We start from the raw sequence: 25872 nt of genomic DNA, 5'->3' as shown, positions 1-25872 counted from the left end.
CGACCATGGTTTCGGACTCTTACCTTCCGGCGCTTGCGGCGCTTGCGGCGAGGCAACTCGGCATCGATGATCCGGCGGAGCAGGCCATCGAGCGGGCGCGGTTCTTCGCGAACATCAACGATCTCGAACTGAGGATCGCCATCGTCGACGATCGCTTCGAACGCTTCGCGAGCCGAGGCGACGAGCACTATCAGGACTGGCGTCGCGACACCGTCACCAAGGCGCGGGATTTCGCGATCCTGGCACGGTCCCTCGAGGATGCCGGCCGGCTCGAGGAGCACCATCGGCGCCATGTCGCGGCGGTGCTCGTCACGATCCGCGCGCGGGTCGTGGCGCTCGATGCACGGCGCAGCGCACTCCTCGACCGCCGCTCGAGGAGACACAGCACGAGTGCACGGCCGACCATGACCTCGCCGTACCCGATCGCCCCGCCGAACTGGATACGCTCCAGATTCACCGCGTCGGAATCCGAGCGTCGTCGAAAGAGGCATCATGACTGAATTCCAACTGAGCCGAGTGGAACTCCCACGGCTCGATTCCGTGAATCACGACCTGCTCGCTGCCCAGGTCGGAGGTCAATGGGAGTGGTGCTGGGCCAATGCCCTTCCCTACCGTGCGCTCGTCACACCTTCGGTCGGTGCTCCGATGCCCGCTGCGCCTCAGCGCGAGGTCGACTTCAGGCAGTACCTCGGGTACTGGGCGTCGCTCCAGAGCTTTCTCACCTACTCATTCGGCTGGACGCGCCACGACAGAGGACTGCGATGGTGGTACGACGCAGGAAAGCCCATGGATGACGCGCGCTTGGGCTTGATCGAGGCCGTCTGGGGGCGAGATGAGAAACCTGTTGCCATACGTCGAGTGGTGCCATGCCCGCCTTTCTACGTTCGAGCATCAAGCAATGGTCGAGTGGACCGACTACGACGGTGCGCCTGATCCGTTGCCGTCGGAGTGGCAGCGCCGGTTCGCCCGGGCCCGGGACGAACTCACGTTCGATGGGACGACCCCGCACGGTAAGCACCTGGAGGGTGGAAGCCATGTCGAAGGGCCGGCCGACACTGGCTATCACGCAACGCTCACCGTCTCGGGAGAACGCACGGCGGTGTACGCGGCCGAGACGGCCCTCGGTTGGTATCGAGGACTCGTCGAGCTTGGAGCGGAGCTTCCGCCGAAGACCAACGCGTCGTGGCGTGTGGATGTCTTCGTTCGCCCGATCGGATTCTTGGGTACCTATCGGAGGTCCCGGTCGACCGGGTTGTGGTTCTCGGGCCAGCACCGCTACCACGCAGTCGGCAACTGACGGGTTGTTCAGGAATCGCCATCCGAGAATCTCAGGTTCTTCGGGTCGCTCGAACGGCTTTCAGATCCCGATCCCGGAATAGGGTGGCGCATATGGACGAGTCCGCCGCCCTCGAGACGACCGCGGCGCGCGCCGTCGAGACGGCTGACCGCGATCGCATGCTGTGGTCCGATGCCGACCGGGAGTGGGCCAGCCGCGCAGCAGCGGCCATCATGGGGGAGCGGGCGAACGCTGACGAGTTCCTGAGCCGGCGCGCACAGCTCGTGCTCGAGCGCATCGGCACACGCCAGCCCGCGGTGACGCGCACGGTGCGCGGCATCCGGTGGCGGCCGTGGGTGGGCGTCGTGACGGTGGTCGCCGCGTTCCTGTTCGGGCTGCTCATCGACCGCATCGGCGGCGGGTCGAGCATCAACCTGCTCGCGCCGCCGGTGTTCGCGCTCGTCGCGTGGAACGTGCTCGTCTACGTCTGGCTGCTCGTGCGTCCGCTCGTGCTCGGGCGCGGGGCGGCTGGTCCGGTGCGGTCGCTGCTCATCCGGGTCGCGTCGGTGCGGGCATCCGGCGACAGCAACCGAGCGGATGCCTCGACCGCCGCCCGGCGCACCGTGCTCGCCGCGCTGCCCCGCGACTGGGCTCGCGTCGCCGCGCCGCTCTACACGGCGCGCGCCGCGCGCGTGCTGCACCTCGCGGCGGCGGCGACCGCGCTCGGCGTGATCGCCGGCCTCTACCTGCGCGGGCTCGCGTTCGAGTACCGCGCGTCGTGGGAGAGCACGTTTCTCGGCGCCGAACAGGTGCAGGCGCTCCTCGCCGTGACGTTCGCGCCCGGATCGTGGATCACCGGCATCACGGTGCCCGACGTCGCCGCGATCGAGGCGATCCGGGCGCCCACGAGCGAGAACGCCGCGATGTGGATGCACCTCATGGCGGCCACGGTCGCGCTCGTCGTCATCGTGCCGCGGCTCGTGCTCGCCCTCGTCGCTGGGCTCGTCGAGCGGCGCCGGGCGAAGCGCGTGGCGCTGCCGCTCGGCGAGCCGTACTACCGCCGGCTCGTCGCCGCGTGGGTGGGCGAGCCGGCGCGGGTGCGCGTCATCCCGTACAGCTACACCCTCGAGCCCGAGGCGCGGGCCGGGCTCGAGGCCGTGCTCGTGCGGGCGTTCGGCAACGCCGCGCCGAAGATCGATGCGCCCGTCGCGTGGGGCGATGACGTCGAGCAGAGCCAGGCGACGGATGCCGCGGGCAGGGGTTTCGCCGACGCCGGCGAGATTCGCCTGCCGTTGTTCAGCCTCACGGCCACGCCCGAGGAGGACGCGCATGGGGTATTTCTCACGGCGCTCAGCGGTGGCGGCGGTGCGGCCGAGCGCGGTGCCGCGGCATCCGGAACAACCGTCGCGCTCATCGACGAGTCGGGGTTCCTCGCGAGATGGGGCGATGACGCGCAGCGGCGCGACGAACGGCGCGCGGCGTGGCGCGAGCTCCTCGAGGCGCATGGGAGTGTCGCGGTGTTCGTCGACCTCCTCGACCCCGATCTGGCGGCGGCCGAGGCGGAGCTTGCTGCTGCGGCATCCGCTCATGATGGCGGGGTCGTGAACGGCGGGAGGGGGCGGGCGTGAGTGGTGATGCGGCAGCCGGCCGGGCTCGTTCTGCGGCGGGCGGGTTTCGAGACGGCGCTGGCGCGCCTCCTCAACCAGCAGAGGTGCCCGGGCTCGATGCCGGCGCCGTCTCGCTGTCGCTCATCTCGCACACGAACGCGGGCAAGACGACGCTCGCGCGCACGCTGCTCGGACGCGACGTCGGCGAGGTGCGCGACGCCCCGCACGTCACCGCCGAGGCGACGCCGTTTCCGCTCGTGCAGACATCAGAGGGCGACCTGCTCACGCTGTGGGACACGCCCGGCTTCGGCGACAGCGTGCGGCTCGCGCGCCGGCTGCGGCAGAACCGCAACCCCATCGGCTGGTTCACGTCGCAGGTGTGGGACCGCTATCAAGACCGCGCGCTGTGGCTCAGCCAGCTCGCGGTGCGCAACGTCGCCGAGCAGGCCGACGTGGTGCTCTACCTCGTGAACGCGGCCGAGGCGCCCGCCGACGCCGGCTACCTCGCCCCCGAGCTCGAGGTGCTCGAATACATCGGCAAGCCCGTGCTCGTGCTGCTCAACCAGACCGGTCCGCCGCGCGAGCGGGCAGCAGAAGAAGCGGATGCCGCGCGCTGGCGTGCCGCGCTCGGCCCCTCGACGAACCTGCGCGACGTGCTCGCCTTCGATGCCTTCGCGCGCTGCTGGGTGCAGGAGTTCACGCTGTTCGCGGCGATCGAACCGCTGGTTCCGGATGCCTCGGCGCCCGCCTTCGCCCGGTTGTCGGCTGCGTGGCGCGAACGGCGCATGGGCGAGTTCGACGCGTCGATGGCCGCGCTCGCCGGGCCGATCGCACGGGCGGCCGCCGATCGTGTGACGCTGCCGGCCGAGCCGATCACGAACCGGGTGACCGGCTCGCTCGGCCTGCCGAACGCGGCGCGTGCGAAGGCGAGATCGGATGCCACCGATGAGATGGCCGCTCGCCTCCAGGCCGATCTGCGCGCGGGTATGGAGCGGCTCATCGCGATCCACCGGCTCGAGGGGCGCGCCGCCGACGAGGTGCTCGAGCGCGTCGCCGATGGCGTGCACCTCGACGCGCCGCTCGACGGCACCCGCACCGCCGCGCTCGGCGGCGTCGTCTCGGGAGCGCTCACCGGGCTCGGCGCCGACCTCATGGCGGGCGGCCTCACGTTCGGTGCCGGCATGGTCGCGGGCGCGATCATCGGGGCGCTCGGCGGCGCGGGCATCGCGCAGGGCGTCAACGTCGTGCGGGGCCGCACCGAGTCGAGCCTGCGGTGGGAGGAGGCGTTCCTCGACGGGCTCGTCACCTCGGCGCTGCTGCGCTACCTGGCGGTCGCGCACTACGGGCGCGGGCGCGGCGCTTGGCGTGATGGCGAGTATCCGTCGCACTGGCGACCGATGGTCGTCGATGCGGTGGTGGCGTCGCAGGAGCGTCTTGCTGTGATCTGGGCGCTGCGGGGCGATGGCGGGGAAGCCGTGCTGCACTCGCTCGAGGGGCTTCTGCGCGAGCTCGCCCTCGGCCTCCTCGATGAGCTGTATCCGGGCACGCTCGACGACGGTCAGTGAAGCGTTTCGCCTCGCTTGAGCATCTCGACGAACTCGGCCACGCGTGCGGCTCGAGACGCCGGCCGCTTGAGATTCGCCACGCGGAAGGCCATCGAGAACCGGTTCTGCGCCGACTGCGCCGCGAAGGCCTCGGCGACCTGCGGGTCTGCGTCGAGGGCCTCCTGAAGCTCGACGGGCACATCGCCGTCGCTCTGCCGGTACGCGCTGTCCCATCGTCCGTCGGCCTTCGCGCGGTCGATCTCGTGCTGGCCTTGCGGGCGCATGCGGCCTTCTTCGATGAGCCGCGTCACGTGACCGATGTTGATCTTCGACCACGTGCTTCGCGGTCGTCGTGGCGTGAAGGTGTGCAGGTAGTAGTCGGCGTCGAGGGAAGACGTCTGACCATCGATCCACCCGAAGCACAGCGCGACATCGAGTGCCTCGGCGTACGTGATGCCGGGTCGAGTCGACGCCTTCTTGCGCAGTCGCAGCCGGACCCCGTTCGGATCGGGGCTCGCGTTCAACCAGGCTTCCCACTCGGCGACCGTGTCGACGTGCAGTTCGGGCTTGCTCACGCGGTCGGCCATGACGGGAGGTTAGCTCAGACGAGCGACATGACCAGGGCCGCGCGGTTTCACGCGGCCCCGGGTCGCTACGCCTCGGGCGGCGCCTCCTGCAGCGCACGCACCTCGATGCGGCCCTGCAGCGCCTGCGCTGCCTTGGTGGTCGGGTGCCGTTCGGTGGCCCCTCTACTCATGCGTCGAACGAGCGCGGCCCAGATCGACACGGGCTCGAAATCAATCGTCTGCGTCGCACGCCCGCCGCGCATCAGCAGGAGTAGCCTCCGCTCATGAAGCACTTCTTCGCTTCGGCACTGCATCAGGTCATCGCCGACCTGACTGATGCCGGCGTCGACACCGAGCAGCTCGCGGCAACCCCGGGCAGCGGTCTCAGCACGGCCATCCTGCCGCTCATCGCGCTCGCCTTATCGCTGACTGCCGCGGTCTGCGTCGGCACGCTCGTCGTCTCGTGGCTGAGACCGCCGGCACCCGGCGATGCACTGGCCATCGTCGACGCCGAGACCGCGGGAGTGCTGCCCGTCGGGTTCGTGTCGGGGGAGGCCGCGACGCGGTGGCTGCCCGCGACGGTCGTGCTGCTCGCCGTCAACGGCGTCATCGCGATCGAGGATCGCCGCGACATCCGTGAAGCCCCCGACCTTCCCGACGGCGAGCAGGCGGAGCGCGGCCGGGCGAAGGACATCCACCTGGTGTTCGACGGCGACTATCCGCTGGCGGCTCGCACCGACGTCGAGAACGAGGGCGCCGACGGCACGGTGATCGCCATGCTCGCGCCCGGGCTTGTGGGCGGGTCGCGCAGACTCGAGCGCGGCGCGAGCGTCGACGTCGACCGCGTCGTGAAGAACAACGGGCAACTGCTCGCGGTCACGCGCGACGGGTTCCGCGACGCGGCCGCCTGGTACCGAGAGAAGCGCCCCGGCTTGCGATTCCGGGTGACGACGTACGCGGGCCTCGCCGGCGTGGCCTTCGGGCTCATCAGCCTCACCCTGACCGACGCACCGTCGAGGTCGGTCGCGTGGAGCGCGATCGTGATCGGGGCGGCGGCGGTCGCGGTGCGCGTGTTCCTGCCGCGGGCGATTCCACTGAACGCGGCCGGCATGCAGTTGCGCGCGCGGGCGAACGAGCTGCGGGCGGCGATCGAGGGGGCGGATGTCCCGTCGGTCGCCGCGGGCGAGAAGCTGCTGCCGTGGGCGGTGCTGTTCGGCGAGACATCCGTCGTGCGCAACTTCGCGGAGGTCGCGGCGACCTCGGGCACCGTGCCGACCTGGTACCGCTCGACGGCGCCGCTGTCGGTCGACCGCCTCGCGTCGTGCCTGGCGATCATCGCCGTCGAGCTCGTGCAACTCATCGGCGTGGGCGGCGGGCTGCTGCAGCGCGGCGAGGACTCCCGGTTCGGCGTGCCGATGATCGCCGACACCAAGGGCTGGGGCGGCGGGTACCTCGCCGGCGGCGACAACGGCATGTTCGGTGACGGTGGAGGCGGCGGGTTCGGCGACGGGGGCGGAGGCGGCTTCGACGGCGGTGGTGGTGGCTTCGACGGTGGCGGGGGCTTCGACGGTGGAGGCGGCTTCGGCGGAGGCGATGGCGGCGGGGGCAACTGAGCCGAGCCGAAACCCGAGTCGGCAGTTGATCCTGCTCGTCATCCCTTCGTCGCGATGACTCCTCGGTTGCCGTCCTGGTCGGCGATCACCGTGAGCGAGGGCGCCTCGCTGTCGTCGACGACGGTTCCGCCCGCGGCGAGCGCGGCGGCGACCCGTTGCTCAACCGCTTCGGGCGCCACGTACACCTCGAGGTGGAAACGCTGACGCGGGGCCTCGTGCGCGTCGGCGGGCTCGTCGGCCTCCTCGAACCACAGGTTCGGCACCCGCACCGTGGCATCCCGGATCTCATCGCCAGGGGAGCCGCGGCCCTGGGACTCGGGGCTGCCGGTCAGCACCGCGGCCCAGACCGGGGCGATGGTCGCCGAGTGCGCCGTGTCGAGGCCGAGTTCGATCTCGCTGACCGAGGCCGGGTCGGCGGTGAGCCCGTGGTCGGCAGCGATCGAGGTGATGCGTCGTGCGAGGTCGACGTCTTGCTGGGTGACCCATTCGACGACGTACTCGGTGCCATCGTCGTCGCGGTAGATGGCGTCGTCGCTGACGAGCTCGAGGTCGACGTACCCGGTGCCGATCGTGACGCGTGGGTGGTGGCCGAGCGCGTCGCCCGCCTCGCCCACGGCGACGACGAACCGTGCGCCGGTACCGAAATCGTCGATCAGGTATCTGGCATGGAGCCCCTGCGCGAGCTTGCGCCAGTCGGTCAGGTTGGCAGCGGCGATCTGGTCGCCCATCAGCATGTCCATGGACGCGGAGTGTAACCCTGCGCCGGCGTAGCGGCATCAGGGGAGGCAGCTCTTCGATCCATCGACAAAAATGGAACACTGTTCCAAGAACTGTTGACAAATCTGATACGCCGTATCAATATGAGCAGGAGGACATGCCTCGGACAGATCGAACGGAGCCAATGATGGTGGTCGAGCAGCAGGAGAAGATCGAGTTCGCGGGCGTCGAGTGGGACACGTCCGGCCCGGCTGGCTGCCGACTCAGGGCGGTATCGGCGCATGACGGCACCGTGTGGAATGCCGTCGAGTACGACGCCGGTGCCAGCCGCACCGCCTGGTGCTCGCGATCCCACTACGGGGTCGTGCTCGAGGGTCAGCTCACGTTCGAGTTCGAAGACGGCGGCGAGATCTCGGCGAGTGCGTGGGAGGGCTATCTCATCCCGGGCAACCGTCCCCATCGCGGTCGTAACCGCGGAGCCGAACGGGCTCGGGCGATGATGATCGATCTTCCCGACGCGGCGTCCTAAGGCCGGATGGACCCCGGCCACGGGTCGGAACTCGACCCTGGCGGGGCCCGCAGAAGTTCAAACAGCTTTCCCGAATCACAGCAACGGAGATGTGGTCGAGTGACCGAGACATGGGAATCACAGGGCGCGAAGCTGCTGCTCGAGGTACTCGATTCATCGTACGGCGATGTCGAGACCGAGTCGGCGGCTGCAGCGCTGGCAGAGGTCGAGGTGCGTGACGCCCGGGCCGAGCACGGCAGCCTCAACGGCGGCACCCTCGCCGACGGCGTGCTCGTGCAGTACGCGAGCATCACGGCCGAGGTCATGGATGCCAACCCGGGCTGGAAGGTCATCGGCCGCTACGGCGTGGGTGTGGACACGATCGACTTGGCCGCGGCATCCGCTCGCTCGATACCTGTCGTGAACGTTCCCGACTACTGCGAGGAGGAGGTCGCGACGCACGCCGTCGCCCTCGTGCTCGACGCGAACCGTCGTATCACGGCCGCTGACTCGCTCGTGCGCCGCGGCGAGTGGGCCGATTGGGCGCAACTGCGACCCATCGCCCCGCTCTCGGCGGCCACGCTCTCACTCATCGGCGTCGGCCGCATCGGGCGGGAGGTCATTCGCCTCATGCGCCCCTTCGTCTCGCGCATCATCGCGCACGACCCCTTCGCGGGCAACCTCGAGGGCGTCGAGCTCGTCGATCTCGACACCGCGTTCGCCGAAGGCGACATCGTGAGCCTGCACCTGCCGCTCACCGCTGACACGCACCACCTCGTCGACGCCAAGGCGATCGCCCGCATGAAGGCGACCGCAACCCTCGTGAACGTCTCGCGCGGCGGCCTCGTCGACGGGGCTGCGCTCGCCGCCGCCCTGCACGACGGCCGACTCGCGATGGCCGCGCTCGACGTGCTCGAGACCGAGCCGCCCACCGCCGACGACCCGATGCTCGCCGCGCCCAACGCGATCATCACCAATCACCTCGCCTGGTATTCGGATGCCTCGGAGCAGCGCTTGCGCGCCCGCCTCGCCGAGCGCTGCGCGGCCGTCCTGCGCGGACGAGAGGTGCCGTCGATCGTCAATCGCGCCGCGCTCGATCGTGCTGCGACATCCGCCCCCGTCACCGCCCTGGAGCACTCGTGAACCTCGCCGCCGACTTCTCGCCCGCCGCTCTGCGCGATCTTGCGCTCGAACCGACCGGAGCGCCCGCCCGCGTGCTCGCGGGCGACCCGCGCACTGCCGAACGCGTGCTCGTCGCGCAGGCCGGCCTCGAGGTCGGCGTCTGGGAGGTGACGCCGGGCGAGTTCGCCTCGGCCAAGCCCGAGGCCGGCGAGGTCATGCAGTTCCTCTCGGGCGAAGGCACGATCACGCATGCCGACGGTTCGGTCACCCGGATCGCGCCGGGAACGGTGCTCGTGCTCGAGCCCGGCTGGACCGGCACCTGGCGTGTCTCAGCGACCGTTCGCAAGGTCTACACGATCTTCGATGCCCCCGAAACGCGGCGGAACACCGCCGACATCTGATCGAAATCAGAAATCGGTACGGTGTTCCAAAATCAACGAACGAGAGGAGATGACATGACCGTGACGGATGCGACGACGCCGCTGTCGATCACCGCCGACCCTGTCATCAGACGGCGCATCGGCGCGGTGGCCGCCCGCGTGGCCCTGCTCGCCCCGGTCGTGGCGATCTACGTGATCTTCTTCGTCTGGCCCGTCTTCAGCGTGCTGCTGCGCTCCCTCAGCCCCGAGGGCCGCTTCGACGCAGCGGCCCCAGTGCTCGACTTCGCGAACTACCAGCAGCTCTTCGTCGACGACTTCCTGCTGCGCATCGAATGGCGCACTGTGCTGCTGGCGGTCAACTCGACGCTGCTCACCGTGCTGCTCGCATTCCCGACCGCGTACTTCATCTCGCGACTCTCCAAGCGCACCGCCGGCCTCCTGCTCCTCCTCATCCTCGTGCCGTTCTGGGTCTCGATCGTCGTGCGGCTCTTCGCTGTCACATCGATCCTCAGCCCGAACGGCATCGTCAACCAGTTGAGCCTCGCGCTCGGGTTCGGCGAGACCTCGCTGCTCTACACCCAGGCCGGTACCCTCGTCGGCACGGTGATGTACCTGCTGCCCTACATGGTGCTCGTGCTCTACGCAGGCATGACCTCGGTCGATGACAACCTCGTGCTCGCCGCCCGCACGCTCGGCGCCTCGTCGGTGCGCACGTTCTTCACCGTCTACCTGCCCATGGTGCGGGGGTCGATCGTGAGCGGTGCACTGCTCGTGTTCATCCTCGGCCTCAGCTTCTTCCTCGTACCCGCCATCCTCGGTGGCCCGCAGGAGCAGACCATCTCGGTCTACATCCAGCAGCAGATCGACGTCTACCAGTGGGGCATCGCGAGCGCCATGGGCATCCTCCTGCTCATCGCCACGATCATCTGCTACATCGCCGTCGTGAAGGTCGCCGGGAGCTTCCAGCCGGGCGGCGTCGGGCCTGCGCAGGCGAAGGGCGTGAGCACGTCGCTGCAGTTCCGCTGGTCGCCGTGGATGGCGGTCTCGGCCGTCGTGAGCTTCATCACCATCGCCTTCCTCGTGATACCCGTGCTCTTCGTGTTCCCGCTCGCGGTCGGCGAGACCGGCACCGTGGTCTTCCCCCCGCGGGGCTTCACACTGCGCTGGTTCGGCGAGGTGTTCACCAGCCAGACCTGGCTCGGGCCCATCATGCAGAGCATCGTCGTCGCGGTCGGCACTGCGGTGCTCTCGGTCGGCATGGCGCTGATCCTCGCCCGGGTCACGAGCCGCATGACCTCGACCCTCGGCAAGGCCGTCGTCGGTGGACTCGCGTTCGCCCCCATCGTGACGCCCGCGATCCTCCTTGCGATCGGCATCTATGACGTCGAACTGAAGCTCGGACTCACGGGCACGACCATCGGGCTCATCCTGGCCCACACGATCATCGCCGCGCCGCTCAGCTATGCGCTCATCGCCTCGGCCATGAGCGCGGCCGACCGCGGCATCGAGGCCGCCGCGTGGACCCTCGGAGCCTCACGGGCACGCGCCTTCTGGACCATCGTCGTGCGAGGCATCATGCCGAGCGTCGTGGGCGCGTTCGCGATCGCCTTCGTGACCTCGTGGGACGAGGTCGTGCTCGCCCTCTTCATCCAGACCGGGCCGACGAAGACCCTGCCCGTGACCATCTACAAGTACCTCGAGAGCGGGATCGTTCCCACGGTTCCCGCCGTGGCATCGCTGCTCGTGCTCGTCGTCGTCGTGATCGTCGTCGTACGAAGCGTGACGACCCGCGCGACCAACCGCCGCACCTCGGCCCGACAGGAGACGTCATGACCCTCTCGACCGCCCGCCGCATCCCCGGCGACGACACGACGACGGGCGCTCGCCGCGGCGAAGTCCTCGTCTCGAGCATCGGCCTCGACTACAACGGAGTGCCGGCACTCGCCGACACCGACCTGCACGTGCACGCCGGCGAGTTCTTCACGCTGCTCGGCCCGAGCGGCTCGGGCAAGACCACGCTGCTCCGCATCATCGCCGGCCTCCTCGACCCTGCGCGCGGCGCACTTCACATCGACGGCATGGATGTCACGAGAACGCCCACGCAGAAGCGCGACATCGGGTTCGTCTTCCAGAACTATGCGCTGTTCCCGCACCTGACCGTCGCCGAGAACATCGAATACGGACTCAAGGTGCGGAAGATCCCCGGGGCGAAGCGTGCCGCGCGCGTCGCGGAGATGGTGGAGCTCGTGGCGCTCGGCGGATTCGCCGACCGCTACCCATCGCAGCTCAGCGGTGGCCAGCAGCAGCGCGTCGCCCTCGGCCGCGCCCTCGCGCAGAACCCGCGGGTGCTGCTGCTCGACGAGCCGCTCGGCGCCCTCGACCGCGGTCTTCGCGAAGAGCTCGGCGCCGAGGTGCGACGCATCCAGCAGGAGTCGAACACCACCGCCGTGTATGTCACGCACGACCAGGAGGAGGCGTTCATCCTCTCGGACCGCATGGGCGTCATGCGCGACGGCCGCATCTGCCAGCTCGGCACTCCCGAGCAGCTCTACCGCGAGCCGAAAGACCTCTTCGTCGCGAAGTTCCTCGGCAAGACGAACCTGTTCCCGGGACGCATCACGGGTCTCGACGGAGCGTCCGCGACCGTGCGCGTCGGCGCCCACGAACTCAGCGCCCGCGCGAACCCGGCGATCGTCGGCGACGACGTCGTCTGCTCGGTGCGGCCCGAGCAGCTGATCCTCGGCGGGACGGAAGTGCCAGCCGGCCTCCAGCGCATCAGCGAGGCCGTCGTCACCGAGGTGCGGTTCCTCGGCCAGCGCCGGAGCATCCACCTCGACGCCGAGGGCGTGGCGTGCACGGCCGACCTCGACCCCGCGGCATCCGTGCCCGTCGTGGGCGACCGCGTGTCGCTCCTCGTGCGGCCCGGCGAGATCGCACTCGTCGCCGCCGAACCCGAGCACGGCTGAGTCGCACATCTACCGGCCTGCACCGCGAAATCGCATCGCGAACCCGAATCGCATTACCCGCCAGAGCACCACCCAGCAGTCACGAGAAATCTAGGAGCAGCAATGAGAATCACCCGCCACCGCCTCCTGCTCGCAGGAGCCGCGACGATCGCCTCGGCGGTCGCCCTCACCTCGTGTTCCTCCGCCGGCGCCGGCGCTCCAGCGGAGGACGGCGCCATCAGCGGCGACATCCTCTTCTACGACACGAGCGGCGGCACTGTCTGGGAAGGGCTCGATGCGACGCTCTTCGGCGACTTCACCGACGACACGGGCGTCACTGTGACCGACGACTACAACGAAGCCGCGACGAAGTTCTTCGCCGCGGCCGATGCCGGCCAGGTGCCATGGAGCCTCGTGTTCCTGCCCACCGTCAACGACGCCGCCAAGGCGGCCGGCGACGGATTCCTCGAGAAGATCGACACCTCGATCGTCCCCGTCGACAAGCTCGTCGAGGGCACGTACGACGAGTACGGCATCGAGGTCGGCACCTTCGGCATGGTGCTGACGTGGGACGACGAGGCCTACCCCGACGTGAAGCCCACCGAGATGGCCGACCTCTGGGATCTCGAGACCTTCCCGGGCAAGCGCTGCTTCTTCAACAACCCGCAGTACGGCTGGACCCTCGAGGCGGCGCTGCTCGCCGACGGCGTGGCACCTGACGAGCTCTACCCGCTCGACGTCGATCGCGCGCTCGCCAAGCTCGACGAGATCAAGAGCGACATCACGTGGTGGACGAGCGGCGCGCAGTCGATCGAGTCCTTCGAGAACGGGTCGTGCGACATCGGCATCCTCTGGGCGAACCGCGCGTTCGTCGCGAGCTCCGAGAACGGCTTCCCGGCCTCGATCACCTGGAACCAGGCCGGCTACTCCAACTCGGTGTGGTCGATCCCGGCCGACGCTCCGAACGCGGCGGCAGCCCAGGAACTCCTCGCGAACGTGATCGAGAACACCGAGGGCCAGATCGCCTTCGCGAGCAAGGTGCCGACGCCCATCCCCGCATCGGTCATCGGCCTCGAGCCCTCGTCGTTCCCGACCGGGGTGCAGCAGTTCCTCCCGATCGGCGACAACGTCACCGACTCGATCAAGCAGGACGTCGGCTACTACTCCGAAAACATCGACGCCGTGCTCGACCAGTTCAACCGCTGGCTCGGCGAGTAACCACGCCAGCCGATGCCGTGCCTGCCGCCGGACACGACCGGCGGCAGGCACGGGCACAACACCAGAACCACCGCCGGACCGAAGGAGCCAACGGATGCGTATCGTCTGCATCGACACCGAAGACCAGTACCGCGAGATCGTCGAACGCGACGTCGTCGCGCCCCTGCGGGCGCAAGGCCACGAGTTCGCATGGGTCGACGGCGGGCGGTTCGACCGGCCGGGCGACGCCATCGCGAGCGCCACGGGCTTCGACGCCCTCTACGTGATCGGCGACCAGGGCCCGTTGCCCGCCGGGCTGCTCGAACAGACGCCGACACTGAAGCTCGTCAGCTTCGTCGGAACCGGTGCTCGCCGCTTCGTCGACATGGCCGAAGCGGAACGCGCCGGTGTCACCGTGACCAACGTGGCCGACTTCGCCAGCCAGAGCGTCGCCGAGCACGCGATCGCGCTGATGTTCGCCGTCGCGCGCCGACTGGTCGAGGGTGACGGCATCGTCCGCTCCGGCAACTGGGCCAAGCACCAGGGCGTCAAGCTCGCCGGCGAGCGCATCGGCGTGATCGGTGCGGGCGCGATCGGCTCACGAGTCATCCGTCTCGCGAAGGGGCTCGGCATGGAGCCCGTGTACTGGAGCCGCACCGAAGACGCCGAACGCACCGCCGCGCTCGGCGCCGAGTACGTGAGCCTCGACGAGCTCGTTGCGACCTCCCGCGTCGTCTCGGTGCACGTGACTCATTCGCCCGAGACCGACCGGCTCGTGAACCGGCAACTGCTCGAACGCCTGCGCCCCGACGCGATCTTCGTCAACACCGCGCGCGCCGAGGTGGTCGACACCGAAGCGCTCGACGAGTTGCTCGCCGCCGGACGCATCTTCGGTGCCGGAATCGACGTGTTCGCCGAAGAGCCGCCGAACACCGAGACGCTGCCCTCGATCGGGAGCAATGCCGTGCTCACGCCGCATATCGGATTCCACACCGACGAGGCCGACGACGTGTTCCGGCTCGCCGGCGAGAACATCCTGGCGTTCGCGTCGGGCCGACCGACCAACGTCATCCACTGAAACGGAGCACCACACCCATGCAGATCCGACATGCCTCCCACCCCGCCGACGTCAGGGGGCTGCCCAAGGCCGCGCTTCGCGAGCGATTCGTCGCCGACGCGCTCTTCGTGCCGGGCGAACAGGTGCTCGTCTACACGCACGAGGACCGTATGGTCATCGGCGGCGTCGTTCCGCTCGCGGGTTCGCCCATCGAGCTCGAGAGCCCCGCCGAGCTGCGCAGCGACCGCTTCTGCGATCGACGCGAACTCGCCGTCGTGCAGCTCGGGCAGGCCGGCACCGTCACGGTCGACGGCGTCGAGTACACGCTCGCGCACATGGACGTGCTGTACATCGGCCAGGGCACGCTCAGCGTCGTGTTCGCCGCGAACGGCGACGAGGAAGCGGCGTTCTACCTCGCCTCGGCGCTCTCGTTCAGTGGACACCCCACCCGACTCGTCCGCCTGCAGGATGCGAACACCACGCAGACCGGCGACGCGTCGACGGCGAATCGCCGTACCGTCTACAAGCACATCCACGCCGACGGTGCGCAGAGCGACCAGCTCGTGCTGGGTATCACGGCGCTCGAACCGGGCAGCGTCTGGAACAGCATGCCGCCGCACACCCACGATCGCCGCACCGAGATCTACCTGTACTTCGGGTTGCCCGAGGGCCACCGCATCCAGCACGTGATGGGCGAACCCGACGACACCCGTACGCTCGTGCTCTCCGATCGCGACGCAGTGATCTCGCCGAGCTGGTCGGTGCACTTCGGATCCGGCACCACGAACTACGCATTCGTGTGGGTGATGGCCGGTGAGAACCAGGCCTTCACCGACATGGATCAGATCGCCGTCACGGCCCTCGCCTGACCGGAGCTGCCGCTAGCGTAGGGACACCCCCTGCGACCTGCGCTCGTTCCGCACTCAACAGATCTCTCACGAAAGGGACGCCCGATGGCTGATACGTCGGAGAAACAGCGCGATGCCGGTGGCACGACCGGCACGCAGAGCGTGGACCGCGCGCTGCAGGTGCTGCTCCAGATCGCCGAGAGCCCACCGCCTGGGCTCACGCTCGCGGCGTGCAGCTCGATCCTCGGCTACTCCAAGCCCACGACCCTGCGCATCCTGCGCACACTCGAGGCGCGGCATTTCCTGCGCTTCGACGACGAGCTCGGCGTGTACACCCTCGGCGTGGCGAACGTGCAACTCGGGTCGGAGTACTTGAACCGGCTCGACCTGCGTCGCGCCGCACTCCCATCGATGCGTTCGCTCGTCGAGCAGACTCAGGAGACCGCCCACCTCGGCGTGCTGAGCGGCACCGACGTCGTCTATATCGAGCTCGTCGACAGCCCCCAGCCGGTGCGGGTATTCAGCCGAGTGGGTGCAGCCGTGCCGGCATATGCCACGGCGATCGGCAAGGCGATCCTCGCCTGGACTCCCGAGGAGATGCGCGCCGTGAGTATTCCGCGATCGCTCGAGCCCCGCACGACGCACACGCTGCGAACGGCGGCGGAGCTCGCCGACGATCTCGCGGCGACCAGGGAACGCGGATTCGCGATCGACGACCAGGAGAACCGCGAGGGCATCCGCGGCTTCGCCGCCCCGGTGTTCGACTTCCAGGGCCGGCCGATCGCGGCGGTCAGCATCGCCGGTCCCGCGACGCGGGTCAGCCCTGAATCGGCCGAGGAGCTCGGCTCGCATATCATCATGACGGCGGCCGAGATCTCCGCTTCCATGGGGGCGTCGCGGGGCGGATCGTGAACGCGGTTCGCGACCGCATCGCCGTCGTGACCGGCGCGAGCCGCGGCATCGGGCGTGCGATCGCCCTCCGGCTCGCCGCTGATGGCGCCGACATCATCGGCGTCGGCTCGTCGGTCGATGGGCTCGCGGATGTCGCGTCCGAGATCCGTGCCCTCGGGCGACGGTTCGACCCGCTCGTCGCCGACCTCGCCGACCCCGATGCAGCCCTCGAGCTCGCTGGGCGAATCCGTGAGTCGCACGGCACGCCCGACGTGCTCGTGCAGGCCGCCGGCATCAACCGCCGCGCGCCCGCAGCGGAGCATCCGATCGCCGACTGGGACGACGTCATCGGCGTCAACCTGCGATCGCCGTTCATCCTTGCACGAGAGCTCGGGCGTGGCATGGTCGAGCGCAGCAGCGGCAAGATCGTGTTCATCGCGTCGCTCCTGAGCTTCCAGGGCGGACTCACCGTGCCCGGGTACGCGGCGAGCAAGGGCGGTATCGCGCAGCTCACGAAGGCGCTCGCGAACGAATGGGCGGCGCACGGCGTGAACGTCAACGCCGTCGCGCCTGGCTACGTCGCGACCGACATGAACGTGGCCATCCAGGCCGACCCCGTACGGCACCGGCAGATCTCCGAGCGCATCCCAGCGGGTCGCTGGGCGACGCCCGACGACATCGCTGGCGCCGCGGTCTTCCTCGCGTCGAACGACGCCGCGTACATCCATGGGGTCGTGCTGCCCGTCGACGGGGGATGGCTCGGGCGCTGAGCGAGCGCCGTCAGGTGAGCGGATGCGACGCGGCATCCGCGTCAGTTCGAACGCGCGTCAGCCGGTGGTGCGCCCAGTCTGGAGCGGCGCAGAGCGCGCCAGCGCTCGACCGCTTCGGGCGCGACGTAGACCTCGAGGTGGAATCGCTGACGCGGGGCATCTCGTTCGCGAGGAGGAAGGCGCCGATACCAGCGGAGGATGGTCGAGACGCCCTCACCGGGTCAGCCTGAATGCATGGACACACCGACACGCACTCCCACGAACATCCTGAACAGAACGCACACCCCGGGCATCCGGTTCTTCCGGTCCCGCCGTCTGCTGGGTGCCATCGGTGCGCTCGCCCTGATCGGCCTGGGCGCCGCGCACACGATCACCAACGCCGTCGGTTTCGCGGCGGACCCGGATGCCTCGTGGCCGCTGTTCCTCGCCTTCGGGGTCGGCGTCAGCCTCGTGCTCTGGGCCATCGCCGTCATCGCGTGGCGCTCCTCGCGTCGCGGAGTCGGACGCGTCACGCGCGTGGTCATCGCGGTCGTGGGCCTGCTCCTCTGCCTGATGGCCGTCAACGTGCTGCGCGTGCACCCCGAGATCATCTTCTCGCCCGCCGGACCTGGGCTGTGGTCGCTCATCGGAGGCCCGGCGCTGCTGGCGGCGGCGCTGCTGCCGGTGCGGGTGAGGTGAGCCCATGGAGCAGCGCTCATCGAGAGGCTTCCGCGTTCTCCGGTCCGTCCCATGGTGGATCGCGGCCGCGTGGTCCGTCGGCTATCTCGTGGCAGGAACGGCATGGGGGCTCGGGGCATCGGGATATCCTTTCTCCGGCGGCGGGGCCGGGCCGCGTGCCTCGGTGATGGATCCGTTGCCGAGCCACGTCAGCGGCTGGATTCTCGCCGGGATGGCCGCGCTCGCCGGGGTGCTCGTCGTGCTGATCGCGCGTCGCCCGGCCGCCCGCGCTCCGGCGGCCGGCGCGGTGCTCGTCGGCATGACGCTGGCCGTCGTCCTCACCGATTTCCGGGTGCTGGTGTTCGCCGCGTACCTGCCCGTGATGGCCGTTGCGGCCCTCCTCGGCCACGTCGACCCGCATATCATGGCGACAATGCTCATCTGGCCGAACATCAACCAAATGGTCCTGATGATCGCCGGTGCCTGCCTCGCCTCCCTCGGCGTTCGCGGCCTGATGGCACGGAACCCCGCAGGCGAGACGACGGATGACGCTGCACCGGTGCTGCGCGCAGCGAGCGCGCTTCGCGTGGGCCGCTGGGCCACCGGCATTGCCGTCGTCGTTCCGGTCGGGTACGCGGTCACGCGAATCGGATGGTTCGCCGGCGTGCCGATCGGCATCAGCCCGAGCTTCATGCAGCGGCTCGTCGATGCCCACGCCGCACCCATCGGGGCCGGACTGGGCGGCGTCGCACTCCTCGGAGCCGTGCTGACCCTCGGCCTCGTCTGCCCGTGGGGTGAAGTCTGGCCGCGCTGGGTGCCGTTCCTGCGCGGGCGGGCGATTCCGCCGCGGCTTCCCGCCGCCCTCGCGATCGCCATCTCGTTGCCGATCATGTCGGCCGGCCTGATGTATGTGCGGAAGATGCTCGCGGGCGAGGAGTTCGGGGCGACCGGGGCGGAGCACGAGCCGGGAGCATGGCTGCCCGAGATGTTCTTCCCGGTGTGGGGTGCGGCGCTTGCGATCGCAGCGCTCGCCTACCTCCAGAGGCGAGCGGCCGGTCGGGAGTTGCAGAGTCGATCCGCAGGCTACCGCGGCCTGGTGGGCGCATGAACTCCACGGTCGACGCGGGGCCGCCGACCGACGGGCGGCGGGACGGTCTCTTCAGGAGGAATCCCGCGCTCACCGACCTGGTGGTGGCGGCGGCCTACGCGATCCCGCTCGGCCTCGTGTCGTTGCGCCTGCTGCAGCTCTCCGACAGCCCACTCGTGTGGCGGGTACTCGCGGGGGTCGCGGTCGTCGTGCTGCATGCCGCGACGGCGTTCCGCCGTCGTTGGCCCCGACTCGCGTTCGGCGTCGGCGCGGGAATGGCGATGGTGCTCGCGCTGCTCCCTCCATTGCAGGATGCCGCGGGCAACGCATATCCGGCGTTCGCGCTGCCGAGCATCCTCGTCTTCGGCGTGCTCGTGTACACCGCGGCACGGGTGCTCGATGCACGGGCCGGCTGGGTCTGCCTGGCTGTCGCGCTCGCCGTGGCCGCCGTCGTCGTGGTGCGGCTGTGGAACCCGCAGGTCTGGGGCAGGCCGTCATACGAGGGCGAGCTCGTCATCTGGCGCGCGGCGCTGACGCTCGGCATCACGGCGACGATCCTCTGCCTGTGGGCGCTGGGCCGGCTCGCCCGAGTGCGAGACGCCTATGTCGCAGAGCTCAGAGAGAGGGCGGAGCGGGCCGACGCCGACCGGGCGCGTGAACGTGCGGAGGCGGCTCGCGCCGAGCGGGATCGCATCAGCCGGGAACTCCACGACATCGTCTCCCACTCCTTGGCGGTCATGGTGAGTCAGGCCGAAGGCGGCCGACTCTCCGATCCGACCGCGCCCGCTGCCGCGACGTTCGCCACGATCTCGAGGATCGGCCGCGAATCCCTGCGGGACATGCGCGGACTGCTGGGCGTGCTGCGATCGGAGGTCGGAACCCAGCGAGTGCCCCAACCGGGCCTGGCAGATCTGCCGGCGCTGGTGAGCCGGGTGCGGGCGGCGGGCGTGGAGCTCGTCGACGAGGCATCCGGAGACCAGCGGCGGCTGCGCCCCGCAGCCGACCTCGCCGCGTACCGAGTCGTGCAGGAGGCACTGACCAACGTGCTCAAGCATGCAGGGCCCTCGCCGGCGGCCGGCCTCAGCCTCGACTGGCGGGAAGACGGGCTCGTCATCGGCGTCCATGACGCCGGCGTCGGCCCGCGCGACGACGACAACGACTCGGGCGGTGCCGGCCTGGAGGGCATGCGGGAGCGACTGCAGATCATCGGCGGTTCGCTCGAGACCAGTGGTCGCGCGGGAGGAGAGGGGTTCACGCTCACCGCGACCATCCCCTACGACGACGGGAGTCTGCCATGATCCGCCTGCTGATCGTCGACGATCAGGAACTCCTGCGACAGGGACTCGCGATGGTGGCCCGCTCCCAACCCGACATGGAGGTCGTCGCGGAAGCCGGTCACGGCGGCGAGGCGCTGCGGGTGCTCGAGACCGAGCAGATCGACGTCGTCGTGATGGATGTCCGCATGCCGGTCATGGACGGCATTGAGGCCACGCGCGAGATCCAGAAGCTCGACGAGCCGCCGAAGGTGCTCGTGCTCACGACCTTCGACCTCGACGAGTACGCGTTCGACGCGCTCCGTGCCGGAGCGAGCGGCTTCATCCTGAAGGATGCACCTGGCGAGGAGATCATCGCCGCGATCCGGCACGTCGCAAGCGGCGACGCCGTCATCGCCCCGGCGACCACCCGTCGCCTCATCGACCACCTCACCGCTCCGACCGGAGACCCAGACGCCGTCTTGGGCAGGCTCACCGACCGGGAGCGAGATGTCTTCCTCGGCCTCGCCCGCGGCGACTCGAACGCGGAGATCGGGGCGCAGCTGTTTCTCTCCGAGACCACGGTGAAGACCCACGTCGGGCGCATCCTGAGCAAGCTCGGCCTCCGAGACCGCATCCAGGCCGTGGTGCTGGCGTACGAGAGCGGGATCGTCGCTCGCGGCACTGCACGCGGCGACGGTGCGAGCCGAGCGGGCCGAGCGGACTGAGCTCAGCCGGCGCGGCCGTCGGCGTCCCGCGGCGCATACCGCGCCAGCGTGATGCCCGTGCCCGTCGTCATGCTGCTGACGAGCCTCAGCTCCTGATGCACCCCGTCGAACATGCGCTGTCCGGTGCCGAGCAGCAGCGGGTGGATGATCAGCACGTACTCGTCGATGAGCCCGGCGTTCGCGAGCGCGCGCACGAGCTCGCCGCTGCCGAGGATCGAGAGGTCACCGTCATCCGTCGTCTTCAGCTCGGCGACCGTCTGCACGGCGTCGCCCGCGACGACCGTGGAGTGCTGCCAGTCGAGTTCGAGTGACGGATGTCGCGTGACGACGTACTTCTCGGCGCGGTTCAGGTGCTCGGTGAACGGGTTGCCGTCGGTCTGGTGCGGCCAGTACGCGGCCATGTGATCGTAGGTGCGGTGGCCGAACAGCATCGCGCCGGTCTGCGCCATGCCCTTGGCCATCTCGGCGCCCAGCTCGGGGTCGGCGTTCGCGCCGAGCGCCCAGCCGCCGTCGGCGAAGCCGCCGCGGGTGTCTTCGTCGGGTGACATCGGCGACTGCATGACGCCGTCGAGCGAGAGGTGGTTGGTCACGGTGATCCGGCGCATGCGGTTCTTGACCTTCAGTCGGGCGGGATGTTCTGGTTGAGATGGAAGAGGTTCGTCGGGTCGTATGTGCGCTTGAGCGTCTTGAGCCGGTCGTACTTCTCAGCGCCGTAGGCCTCGCGGATGCGCGCCTCGCCCTCGTCCATGAGGAAGTTCACGTAGACGCTCGTGTGGAACGGCTTCAGCGCCGTCCAGAAGTCGCGCACCCATTCGCGTTCGGCATCGAAGCCCACGGATGTCTCGGTGGCCGCGTTGATGTTGAAGGTGTGCCCGACGCTGCGTCCGTTGAACGCCGTGTCGTTCTCGCCGACCCTTGCGACGGCACCGCCCATCTGCCAGATCGGGAAGCTCGTGAACGGCGACTGGATGCGCCGCGTGTGCTCGACGGTGATGTCGATGACCTCGTCGCTCAGCTCGGCGACGTCGCAGGAACGGAAGTAGTACCAGCGGCCGGGCGGGAAGGACGGGTCGAACATCGACTGGTGCTCGAGGTACGGCTTCGGCTCGCAGAGGTCGAGCACCGGTGAGCCGAATCGCTTCATCGGGCGGATGATCCGCTCGCCCTCTTCGATGTCGCCGGTGTAGCAGCAGACCACGCCGACGATGAGCTTGCCGTGCAGCTCGGCAGGAACGTAGGGGAGCGGCGGCGCCTTGCGATGCATCACGATCGTCATGAGCTCGTCGGGTGCGTCGGCGATCCAGTCGCGGTAGAAGCGCAGCACCTGCGGCGACTGCTCGATGGGCCAGAAGATCGGGCCGGCGACGACCGTCGGGCCGACCTCGACGAGGTTGAAGTGGAACGCGGTGACGATGCCGAAGTTGCCGCCACCGCCGCGCACGCCCCAGAACAGGTCGGCGTTCTCGGCCTCGTTCGCGACGACGCGCTCGCCCTCGGCGGTGGTGAGCTCGACCGACGCGAGCTGGTCGATGCTGAGGCCGTACTTGCGCATGATCCATCCGATGCCGCCGCCGAGCGTCAGCCCGGCCACGCCGGTGTGCGTGACGATGCCGCTCGGCACCGCGAGCCCCTCTGGCTGCGTCGCCTGGTCGAGGTCGCCGAGCAGTGCGCCCGCCTGCACGTGCACCGTGCGGGCCTCGGGGTCGACCGTGACCGCCCGCATCGGTGCGAGGTCGATCACGATGCCGTCGTCGCACACCGAGAGTCCGGGAAAGCTGTGGCCGCCGCCGCGAACGGCGACGGGCAGGCCCGTGCGGCGGGCGAAGAGGAGCGCCGCACCGATGTCGTCGGCCCCCGTGCACCGGGCGATCACGGCGGGACGGCGATCGATCGAACCGTTCCAGACCCTGCGGTGCTCGTCGAACCCGGCGTCGCCGGGCCGCACGAGTTCGCCAGCGAACCCCGATGCCAGCTCGCTGAACGCGGCTGCATCGACCGCCACGGTCATGCCGCCAAGCTACTCCTCGGGTCTCGTGCCCGCCAGCCGCGATATCGTCGTCTCGCCACCCACCAGAAGGAGCCCTACGCATGCCCGAACTCATCCTCGCCGGCAACGAGCAGCAGACCGTGCCCGTCGTGATCTCGATCGCGCAGGGCCTCGGCTACGAGGCCACGCAGCCATCGCAGGGCAGCATCAAGCTCGAGCGCGGCAACCTGTCGAAGACGCTGCTCCTCGGGGCGATGGCGGGCAAGAACTTCCACATCTCGTTCACGTTCGACATCGGCGTCGACCACTACGGCAACACGTGGCTCCGCTTCGACCAGGATGGCGCGCTCGGCGCCGTCAAGGGCGGCGCGATCGGGTACGCGAAGAGCAAGAACGCCTTCGGCGAGTTCGTCAACGCGATGCGCACCGAGACGATGCAGCGCGGGATGCTGCTGGGCGAGCGGTAGCGGTAGGGCGCGACTTCGAGCGGGCACCAGCAGGACTCGGTGCGGCCACGCGCCGACCCTCGAGCCCAACGCGCTGCTGCGGGACTCAGCTGTCGCTGAGTCGATGCACCAGTTCTCGCAGCTCGGGAAAGCTCCGGGTCGCAGTGACCCACAAGGCTGCGGCATCGACGCGGTCGTAGTGGTGCACGACGAAGTCGCGATTGCGTGCCGCCTGCGACCAGAGTGGATCGTCGAAGCGTGCAGGATCCGCGTTCGCCAAGCGCTTGGCGAGTTCCCCGACGCGGTTCGACAGCGCCTCGAAGGCGAGCGGCAACGCCGCGTCATGATCGAACGCCTCACGCCCGCGAGCGGCGAGCGCTGCGGCATCGTCGAGCGTCGCCGCCAGATCGCTCAACCATCGGTCGATCCGGTCGTCGGGCCTCACAGGTCGATCGCCGAATCGAGCACGGCGCGGTCTCGCTCGGGATCGAGTGATCGGCTCGAAACCACATCGACGGGACGTTCGAACACGGCCTCGAGGTCGAGCTCGAACTGCGCCAGGTCGAACAGTGATGCGTCATCGGCCGGCGTGACGAGGAGGTCGATGTCGCTCGATGCGGTCTCTTCGCCCCGGGCGACTGAACCGAAGACCTGCACCGAAGCGATCCGGTTGGCACGTGCCAGTCGTGCGACGAGCGTGCGGCGCCGACGGAGATCGTCGAGCACTGAGCGGCTGCTTCTGGCGGCGGCTGCCGCGCCGGCCGCCGCGGCTGCGCCGAACGCGCGGACCGATCCGCTGCCTGCCGCGGTCCTGGCGGCATCCCCTCTGGAGAGGTACTGCGCATAGGGCACCAACACCGCCTCGGGGCGCCGATGCGCCCCGATGACGATCGGCTCGGCATCGGGGCGGTCGCGGAACTCGCGGAGCAGGCTCGAGAGGCCGGCGCGCGCCTCGGCGACTGGCACCACCGGAAATGGCGCGGCCGGAACTGGCGCGGCCGGAAGCGTGCTGGTCATTCGCTGATTCTACGCCTCTTGTACGTGAATATGTACAATTTTCCGCAGCGAGGTTCGTGATGCGGACTTGCCGCGAAGCGGGGCGACTTCTCCGGTTTAACTAGGTCAATTGACCCACTTGCCCTACGCTCAGTCGCACACGGTCGAATGAAGCGCAAAGGAGCGCCCATGCCCACCCTCTTGCACCGAGCCGCCGCGGGTCTCGCCCTCGCCACGGCGGCTGCCCTCGCACTCGTTCCGACCGCCGCGGCCGCGGCCGCGCCAGCGGACATCGCGGCGAGCAGTAGCCGCTCTGCCGCGAAGCCGGGCCCTGCGGCATCCGATGATGGAAGCACCGTCACGACGCCCGACGGCCGCGTCTTCATCACCGATGAGCAGGGCCGCGCGCTGCAGCTTCGCGGCTACAACGCGGCCAAGTACGTGCACGACCGGCTGACGCCTGCCGACATCGAGTCGATGGCCGACCAGGGCTTCAACTTCCTGCGGCTCGTCGTGCAGTGGCAGTACTTCGAGCCCGAGCAGGGCGACTACGACGAGGCGTACTTCGACTACGTCGACTCGGTGCTCGACGCGGCCGACCGCGAGGGCGTGCACGTCATGCTCGACATGCACCAAGACGTCTACGGGCCCGTGTTCGGCGCCTCGGGCGCGCCCGAGTGGGCGACCCGCACCGACGGGCTTCCCTTCGTCGACGACCCGGCGAACTGGTTCAACAACTACTTCCAGCCCGCGGTCATGCGCGCATTCACGCACCTCTACGACGACGCCGACCTGCGTGCCGCGCAGCAGCAGCTCTGGGTCGAGGTCGCCGACCGCTTCGAAGGTCACGACAGCCTGCTCGGCTACGACCTGTTCAACGAGCCCTTCGGCGAGTTCAACGAAGGCGAGGACTGGGTCACCGCCTCGGCGCGCATCGAGTCGACGAAGATCAGCGACATGTACGACCGGCTGATCGACGCGGTGCGCTCGGTCGACGACGAGTCGTGGATCTTCCTCGAGCCGACGGTGCTCGTCGGCTATGGCGTGCCCACGCAGCTGCGCACCTTCGATGACCCGAAGCTCGGCTACGCCCCGCACTTCTACAACACGGGCGTCGAAGAGGGCGGCGACTGGACCGGCGACGACTTCGTCGTCAACTACGAGGCCGCGATCTCGACGTATCCGACCGCGAGCGGCATGCCGTTGATCGTCGGCGAATGGGGCGTGCCCAACTCGCGCACGCCCGGCAACACCGCGCTCGTCGCCGCACAGGTCGCGGCCATGGAGCGCTTCGCGAGCGGCTGGTCGATCTGGTACTACTGCCGCAGCGACGGCGGCGGATACTGCGCGATGGATGCCGCGGGCGGGGCCGCTCCCGGCAACGAGCCCGCGTTCGGTCCGTACGCACGGGCGATCTCGGGCGTGCCCGGCGCCGAGCACTTCGATGCCGCAACCGGCGACTACACCGTGAGCTTCACGGCCGGTGCCGGGCCGAGCGAGATCTGGGTGCCGGCTTCGACGTATGCGCAGGCGCCCGAGGTGTCGATCACTGGCGGCAAGGCGCATTACAACGCGAAGAAGCAGACGCTGCGCATCACGGCGAAGCCCGGTTCGCAGGTGACGCTGACGCTCGAGCGGTGAGGGTGACCGGCGCGCTGGTGCGCTGATCGTGCCCGC

The 25872-nt window shown here is 69.4% G+C and carries 27 protein-coding genes; 21 read left to right on the top strand and 6 right to left on the bottom strand.

Annotated elements, in window-relative coordinates:
• The first annotated feature begins 5 nt into the window (after positions 1-5).
• From ASD23_RS13495 to ASD23_RS13480, 4 genes are all read left to right on the top strand, one after another.
• Positions 6-500 (top strand): hypothetical protein, encoded by a 495-nt coding sequence (locus ASD23_RS13495; protein ID WP_056011513.1) that lies wholly within the window; start codon positions 6-8, stop codon positions 498-500.
• 398 nt (positions 501-898) lie between these two features.
• Positions 899-1297: a hypothetical protein gene (locus tag ASD23_RS13490; RefSeq protein WP_056011510.1), complete on the top strand. Its 399-nt coding sequence runs from the start codon at positions 899-901 to the stop codon at positions 1295-1297.
• A gap of 92 nt (positions 1298-1389) precedes the next feature.
• The gene (locus ASD23_RS13485) at positions 1390-2904 is read left to right on the top strand and encodes a DUF2868 domain-containing protein (RefSeq protein ID WP_056011507.1); all 1515 of its coding nucleotides are present in this window, start codon (positions 1390-1392) and stop codon (positions 2902-2904) included.
• Positions 2905-2987: 83 nt separating this feature from the next.
• On the top strand, positions 2988-4448 hold the full coding sequence (locus ASD23_RS13480) for a DUF3482 domain-containing protein (RefSeq protein ID WP_056011504.1): 1461 nt from the start codon (positions 2988-2990) through the stop codon (positions 4446-4448).
• On the opposite strand, the gene ASD23_RS13475 is transcribed toward ASD23_RS13480, so the two are convergent.
• Positions 4442-5014, bottom strand: coding sequence for a YdeI/OmpD-associated family protein (locus ASD23_RS13475; protein ID WP_056011501.1), 573 nt, complete (start codon positions 5012-5014; stop codon positions 4442-4444). The two genes, ASD23_RS13480 and ASD23_RS13475, sit on opposite strands and share 7 nt — an antisense overlap.
• A gap of 263 nt (positions 5015-5277) precedes the next feature.
• Between ASD23_RS13475 and ASD23_RS19110 the strand changes: the two genes are divergently transcribed.
• Positions 5278-6606: a hypothetical protein gene (locus ASD23_RS19110; RefSeq protein ID WP_056011498.1), complete on the top strand. Its 1329-nt coding sequence runs from the start codon at positions 5278-5280 to the stop codon at positions 6604-6606.
• A 38-nt stretch (positions 6607-6644) separates the two neighbouring features.
• On the opposite strand, the gene ASD23_RS13465 is transcribed toward ASD23_RS19110, so the two are convergent.
• On the bottom strand, positions 6645-7346 hold the full coding sequence (locus ASD23_RS13465) for a VOC family protein (RefSeq protein WP_056011488.1): 702 nt from the start codon (positions 7344-7346) through the stop codon (positions 6645-6647).
• Between the two features lie 164 nt (positions 7347-7510).
• Here ASD23_RS13465 and ASD23_RS13460 point away from each other — a divergent pair, with 164 nt between their 5' ends.
• From ASD23_RS13460 to ASD23_RS13395, 14 genes are all read left to right on the top strand, one after another.
• A complete protein-coding gene (locus ASD23_RS13460; protein ID WP_162248751.1) occupies positions 7511-7852 on the top strand; it encodes a cupin domain-containing protein in 342 nt (113 codons plus the stop codon).
• A 99-nt stretch (positions 7853-7951) separates the two neighbouring features.
• Positions 7952-8974 carry a C-terminal binding protein gene (locus ASD23_RS13455; protein WP_056011482.1) on the top strand — a complete coding sequence of 341 codons (1023 nt, stop codon included), beginning with the start codon at positions 7952-7954 and terminating at the stop codon, positions 8972-8974.
• Positions 8971-9354 (top strand): cupin domain-containing protein, encoded by a 384-nt coding sequence (locus tag ASD23_RS13450; RefSeq protein ID WP_056011478.1) that lies wholly within the window; start codon positions 8971-8973, stop codon positions 9352-9354. The genes ASD23_RS13455 and ASD23_RS13450 overlap by 4 nt, the downstream gene beginning before the upstream one ends.
• A 54-nt stretch (positions 9355-9408) precedes the next feature.
• Positions 9409-11166 carry an ABC transporter permease subunit gene (locus ASD23_RS13445; RefSeq protein ID WP_056011475.1) on the top strand — a complete coding sequence of 586 codons (1758 nt, stop codon included), beginning with the start codon at positions 9409-9411 and terminating at the stop codon, positions 11164-11166.
• Complete coding sequence (locus ASD23_RS13440) at positions 11163-12299, top strand: ABC transporter ATP-binding protein (RefSeq protein ID WP_056011472.1); 1137 nt, start codon at positions 11163-11165, stop codon at positions 12297-12299. Before ASD23_RS13445 ends, ASD23_RS13440 begins: the two co-directional genes overlap by 4 nt.
• A 102-nt stretch (positions 12300-12401) precedes the next feature.
• A complete protein-coding gene (locus tag ASD23_RS13435) occupies positions 12402-13496 on the top strand; it encodes an extracellular solute-binding protein (protein WP_056011468.1) in 1095 nt (364 codons plus the stop codon).
• A gap of 94 nt (positions 13497-13590) precedes the next feature.
• A complete protein-coding gene (locus ASD23_RS13430) occupies positions 13591-14553 on the top strand; it encodes a 2-hydroxyacid dehydrogenase (protein ID WP_056011465.1) in 963 nt (320 codons plus the stop codon).
• A gap of 17 nt (positions 14554-14570) precedes the next feature.
• A complete protein-coding gene (gene kduI, locus ASD23_RS13425; RefSeq protein WP_056011462.1) occupies positions 14571-15401 on the top strand; it encodes a 5-dehydro-4-deoxy-D-glucuronate isomerase in 831 nt (276 codons plus the stop codon).
• Positions 15402-15485: 84 nt separating this feature from the next.
• Positions 15486-16292 (top strand): IclR family transcriptional regulator, encoded by an 807-nt coding sequence (locus ASD23_RS13420; protein WP_056011459.1) that lies wholly within the window; start codon positions 15486-15488, stop codon positions 16290-16292.
• Positions 16289-17041: an SDR family NAD(P)-dependent oxidoreductase gene (locus ASD23_RS13415; protein ID WP_056011456.1), complete on the top strand. Its 753-nt coding sequence runs from the start codon at positions 16289-16291 to the stop codon at positions 17039-17041. The genes ASD23_RS13420 and ASD23_RS13415 overlap by 4 nt, the downstream gene beginning before the upstream one ends.
• 234 nt (positions 17042-17275) lie before the next feature.
• Complete coding sequence (locus ASD23_RS13410; RefSeq protein ID WP_056011453.1) at positions 17276-17719, top strand: hypothetical protein; 444 nt, start codon at positions 17276-17278, stop codon at positions 17717-17719.
• Between the two features lie 163 nt (positions 17720-17882).
• Positions 17883-18806 (top strand): hypothetical protein, encoded by a 924-nt coding sequence (locus ASD23_RS18980; protein ID WP_162248750.1) that lies wholly within the window; start codon positions 17883-17885, stop codon positions 18804-18806.
• Positions 18803-20083 (top strand): sensor histidine kinase, encoded by a 1281-nt coding sequence (locus tag ASD23_RS13400; RefSeq protein ID WP_056011448.1) that lies wholly within the window; start codon positions 18803-18805, stop codon positions 20081-20083. The genes ASD23_RS18980 and ASD23_RS13400 overlap by 4 nt, the downstream gene beginning before the upstream one ends.
• On the top strand, positions 20080-20766 hold the full coding sequence (locus tag ASD23_RS13395; RefSeq protein WP_056011445.1) for a response regulator transcription factor: 687 nt from the start codon (positions 20080-20082) through the stop codon (positions 20764-20766). The genes ASD23_RS13400 and ASD23_RS13395 overlap by 4 nt, the downstream gene beginning before the upstream one ends.
• A 2-nt stretch (positions 20767-20768) precedes the next feature.
• Here the strand turns inward: ASD23_RS13395 and ASD23_RS13390 are convergent, their stop codons facing one another.
• Both ASD23_RS13390 and ASD23_RS13385 read right to left on the bottom strand, forming a co-directional pair.
• Positions 20769-21356: a dihydrofolate reductase family protein gene (locus ASD23_RS13390; RefSeq protein WP_235507737.1), complete on the bottom strand. Its 588-nt coding sequence runs from the start codon at positions 21354-21356 to the stop codon at positions 20769-20771.
• A 29-nt stretch (positions 21357-21385) separates the two neighbouring features.
• A complete protein-coding gene (locus tag ASD23_RS13385) occupies positions 21386-22774 on the bottom strand; it encodes an FAD-binding oxidoreductase (RefSeq protein ID WP_056011439.1) in 1389 nt (462 codons plus the stop codon).
• An 80-nt stretch (positions 22775-22854) separates the two neighbouring features.
• Between ASD23_RS13385 and ASD23_RS13380 the strand changes: the two genes are divergently transcribed.
• The gene (locus ASD23_RS13380) at positions 22855-23220 is read left to right on the top strand and encodes a hypothetical protein (RefSeq protein ID WP_056011436.1); all 366 of its coding nucleotides are present in this window, start codon (positions 22855-22857) and stop codon (positions 23218-23220) included.
• Between the two features lie 85 nt (positions 23221-23305).
• Here the strand turns inward: ASD23_RS13380 and ASD23_RS13375 are convergent, their stop codons facing one another.
• Complete coding sequence (locus ASD23_RS13375; protein ID WP_162248749.1) at positions 23306-23614, bottom strand: HepT-like ribonuclease domain-containing protein; 309 nt, start codon at positions 23612-23614, stop codon at positions 23306-23308.
• Between the two features lie 26 nt (positions 23615-23640).
• Positions 23641-24216 (bottom strand): nucleotidyltransferase domain-containing protein, encoded by a 576-nt coding sequence (locus ASD23_RS18640; protein ID WP_082571433.1) that lies wholly within the window; start codon positions 24214-24216, stop codon positions 23641-23643.
• Between the two features lie 168 nt (positions 24217-24384).
• Here ASD23_RS18640 and ASD23_RS13365 point away from each other — a divergent pair, with 168 nt between their 5' ends.
• Entirely contained in the window at positions 24385-25836 is a 1452-nt protein-coding gene (locus tag ASD23_RS13365; RefSeq protein WP_056011430.1) for a cellulase family glycosylhydrolase, read from the top strand.
• The last annotated feature ends 36 nt before the right edge of the window (positions 25837-25872 follow it).

Origin of the sequence: Agromyces sp. Root1464 (assembly GCF_001427265.1) — a bacterium.
Classification (GTDB): Bacteria; Actinomycetota; Actinomycetes; order Actinomycetales; family Microbacteriaceae; genus Agromyces; species Agromyces fucosus.
This window is presented reverse-complemented; position numbering and strand designations above follow the sequence as displayed.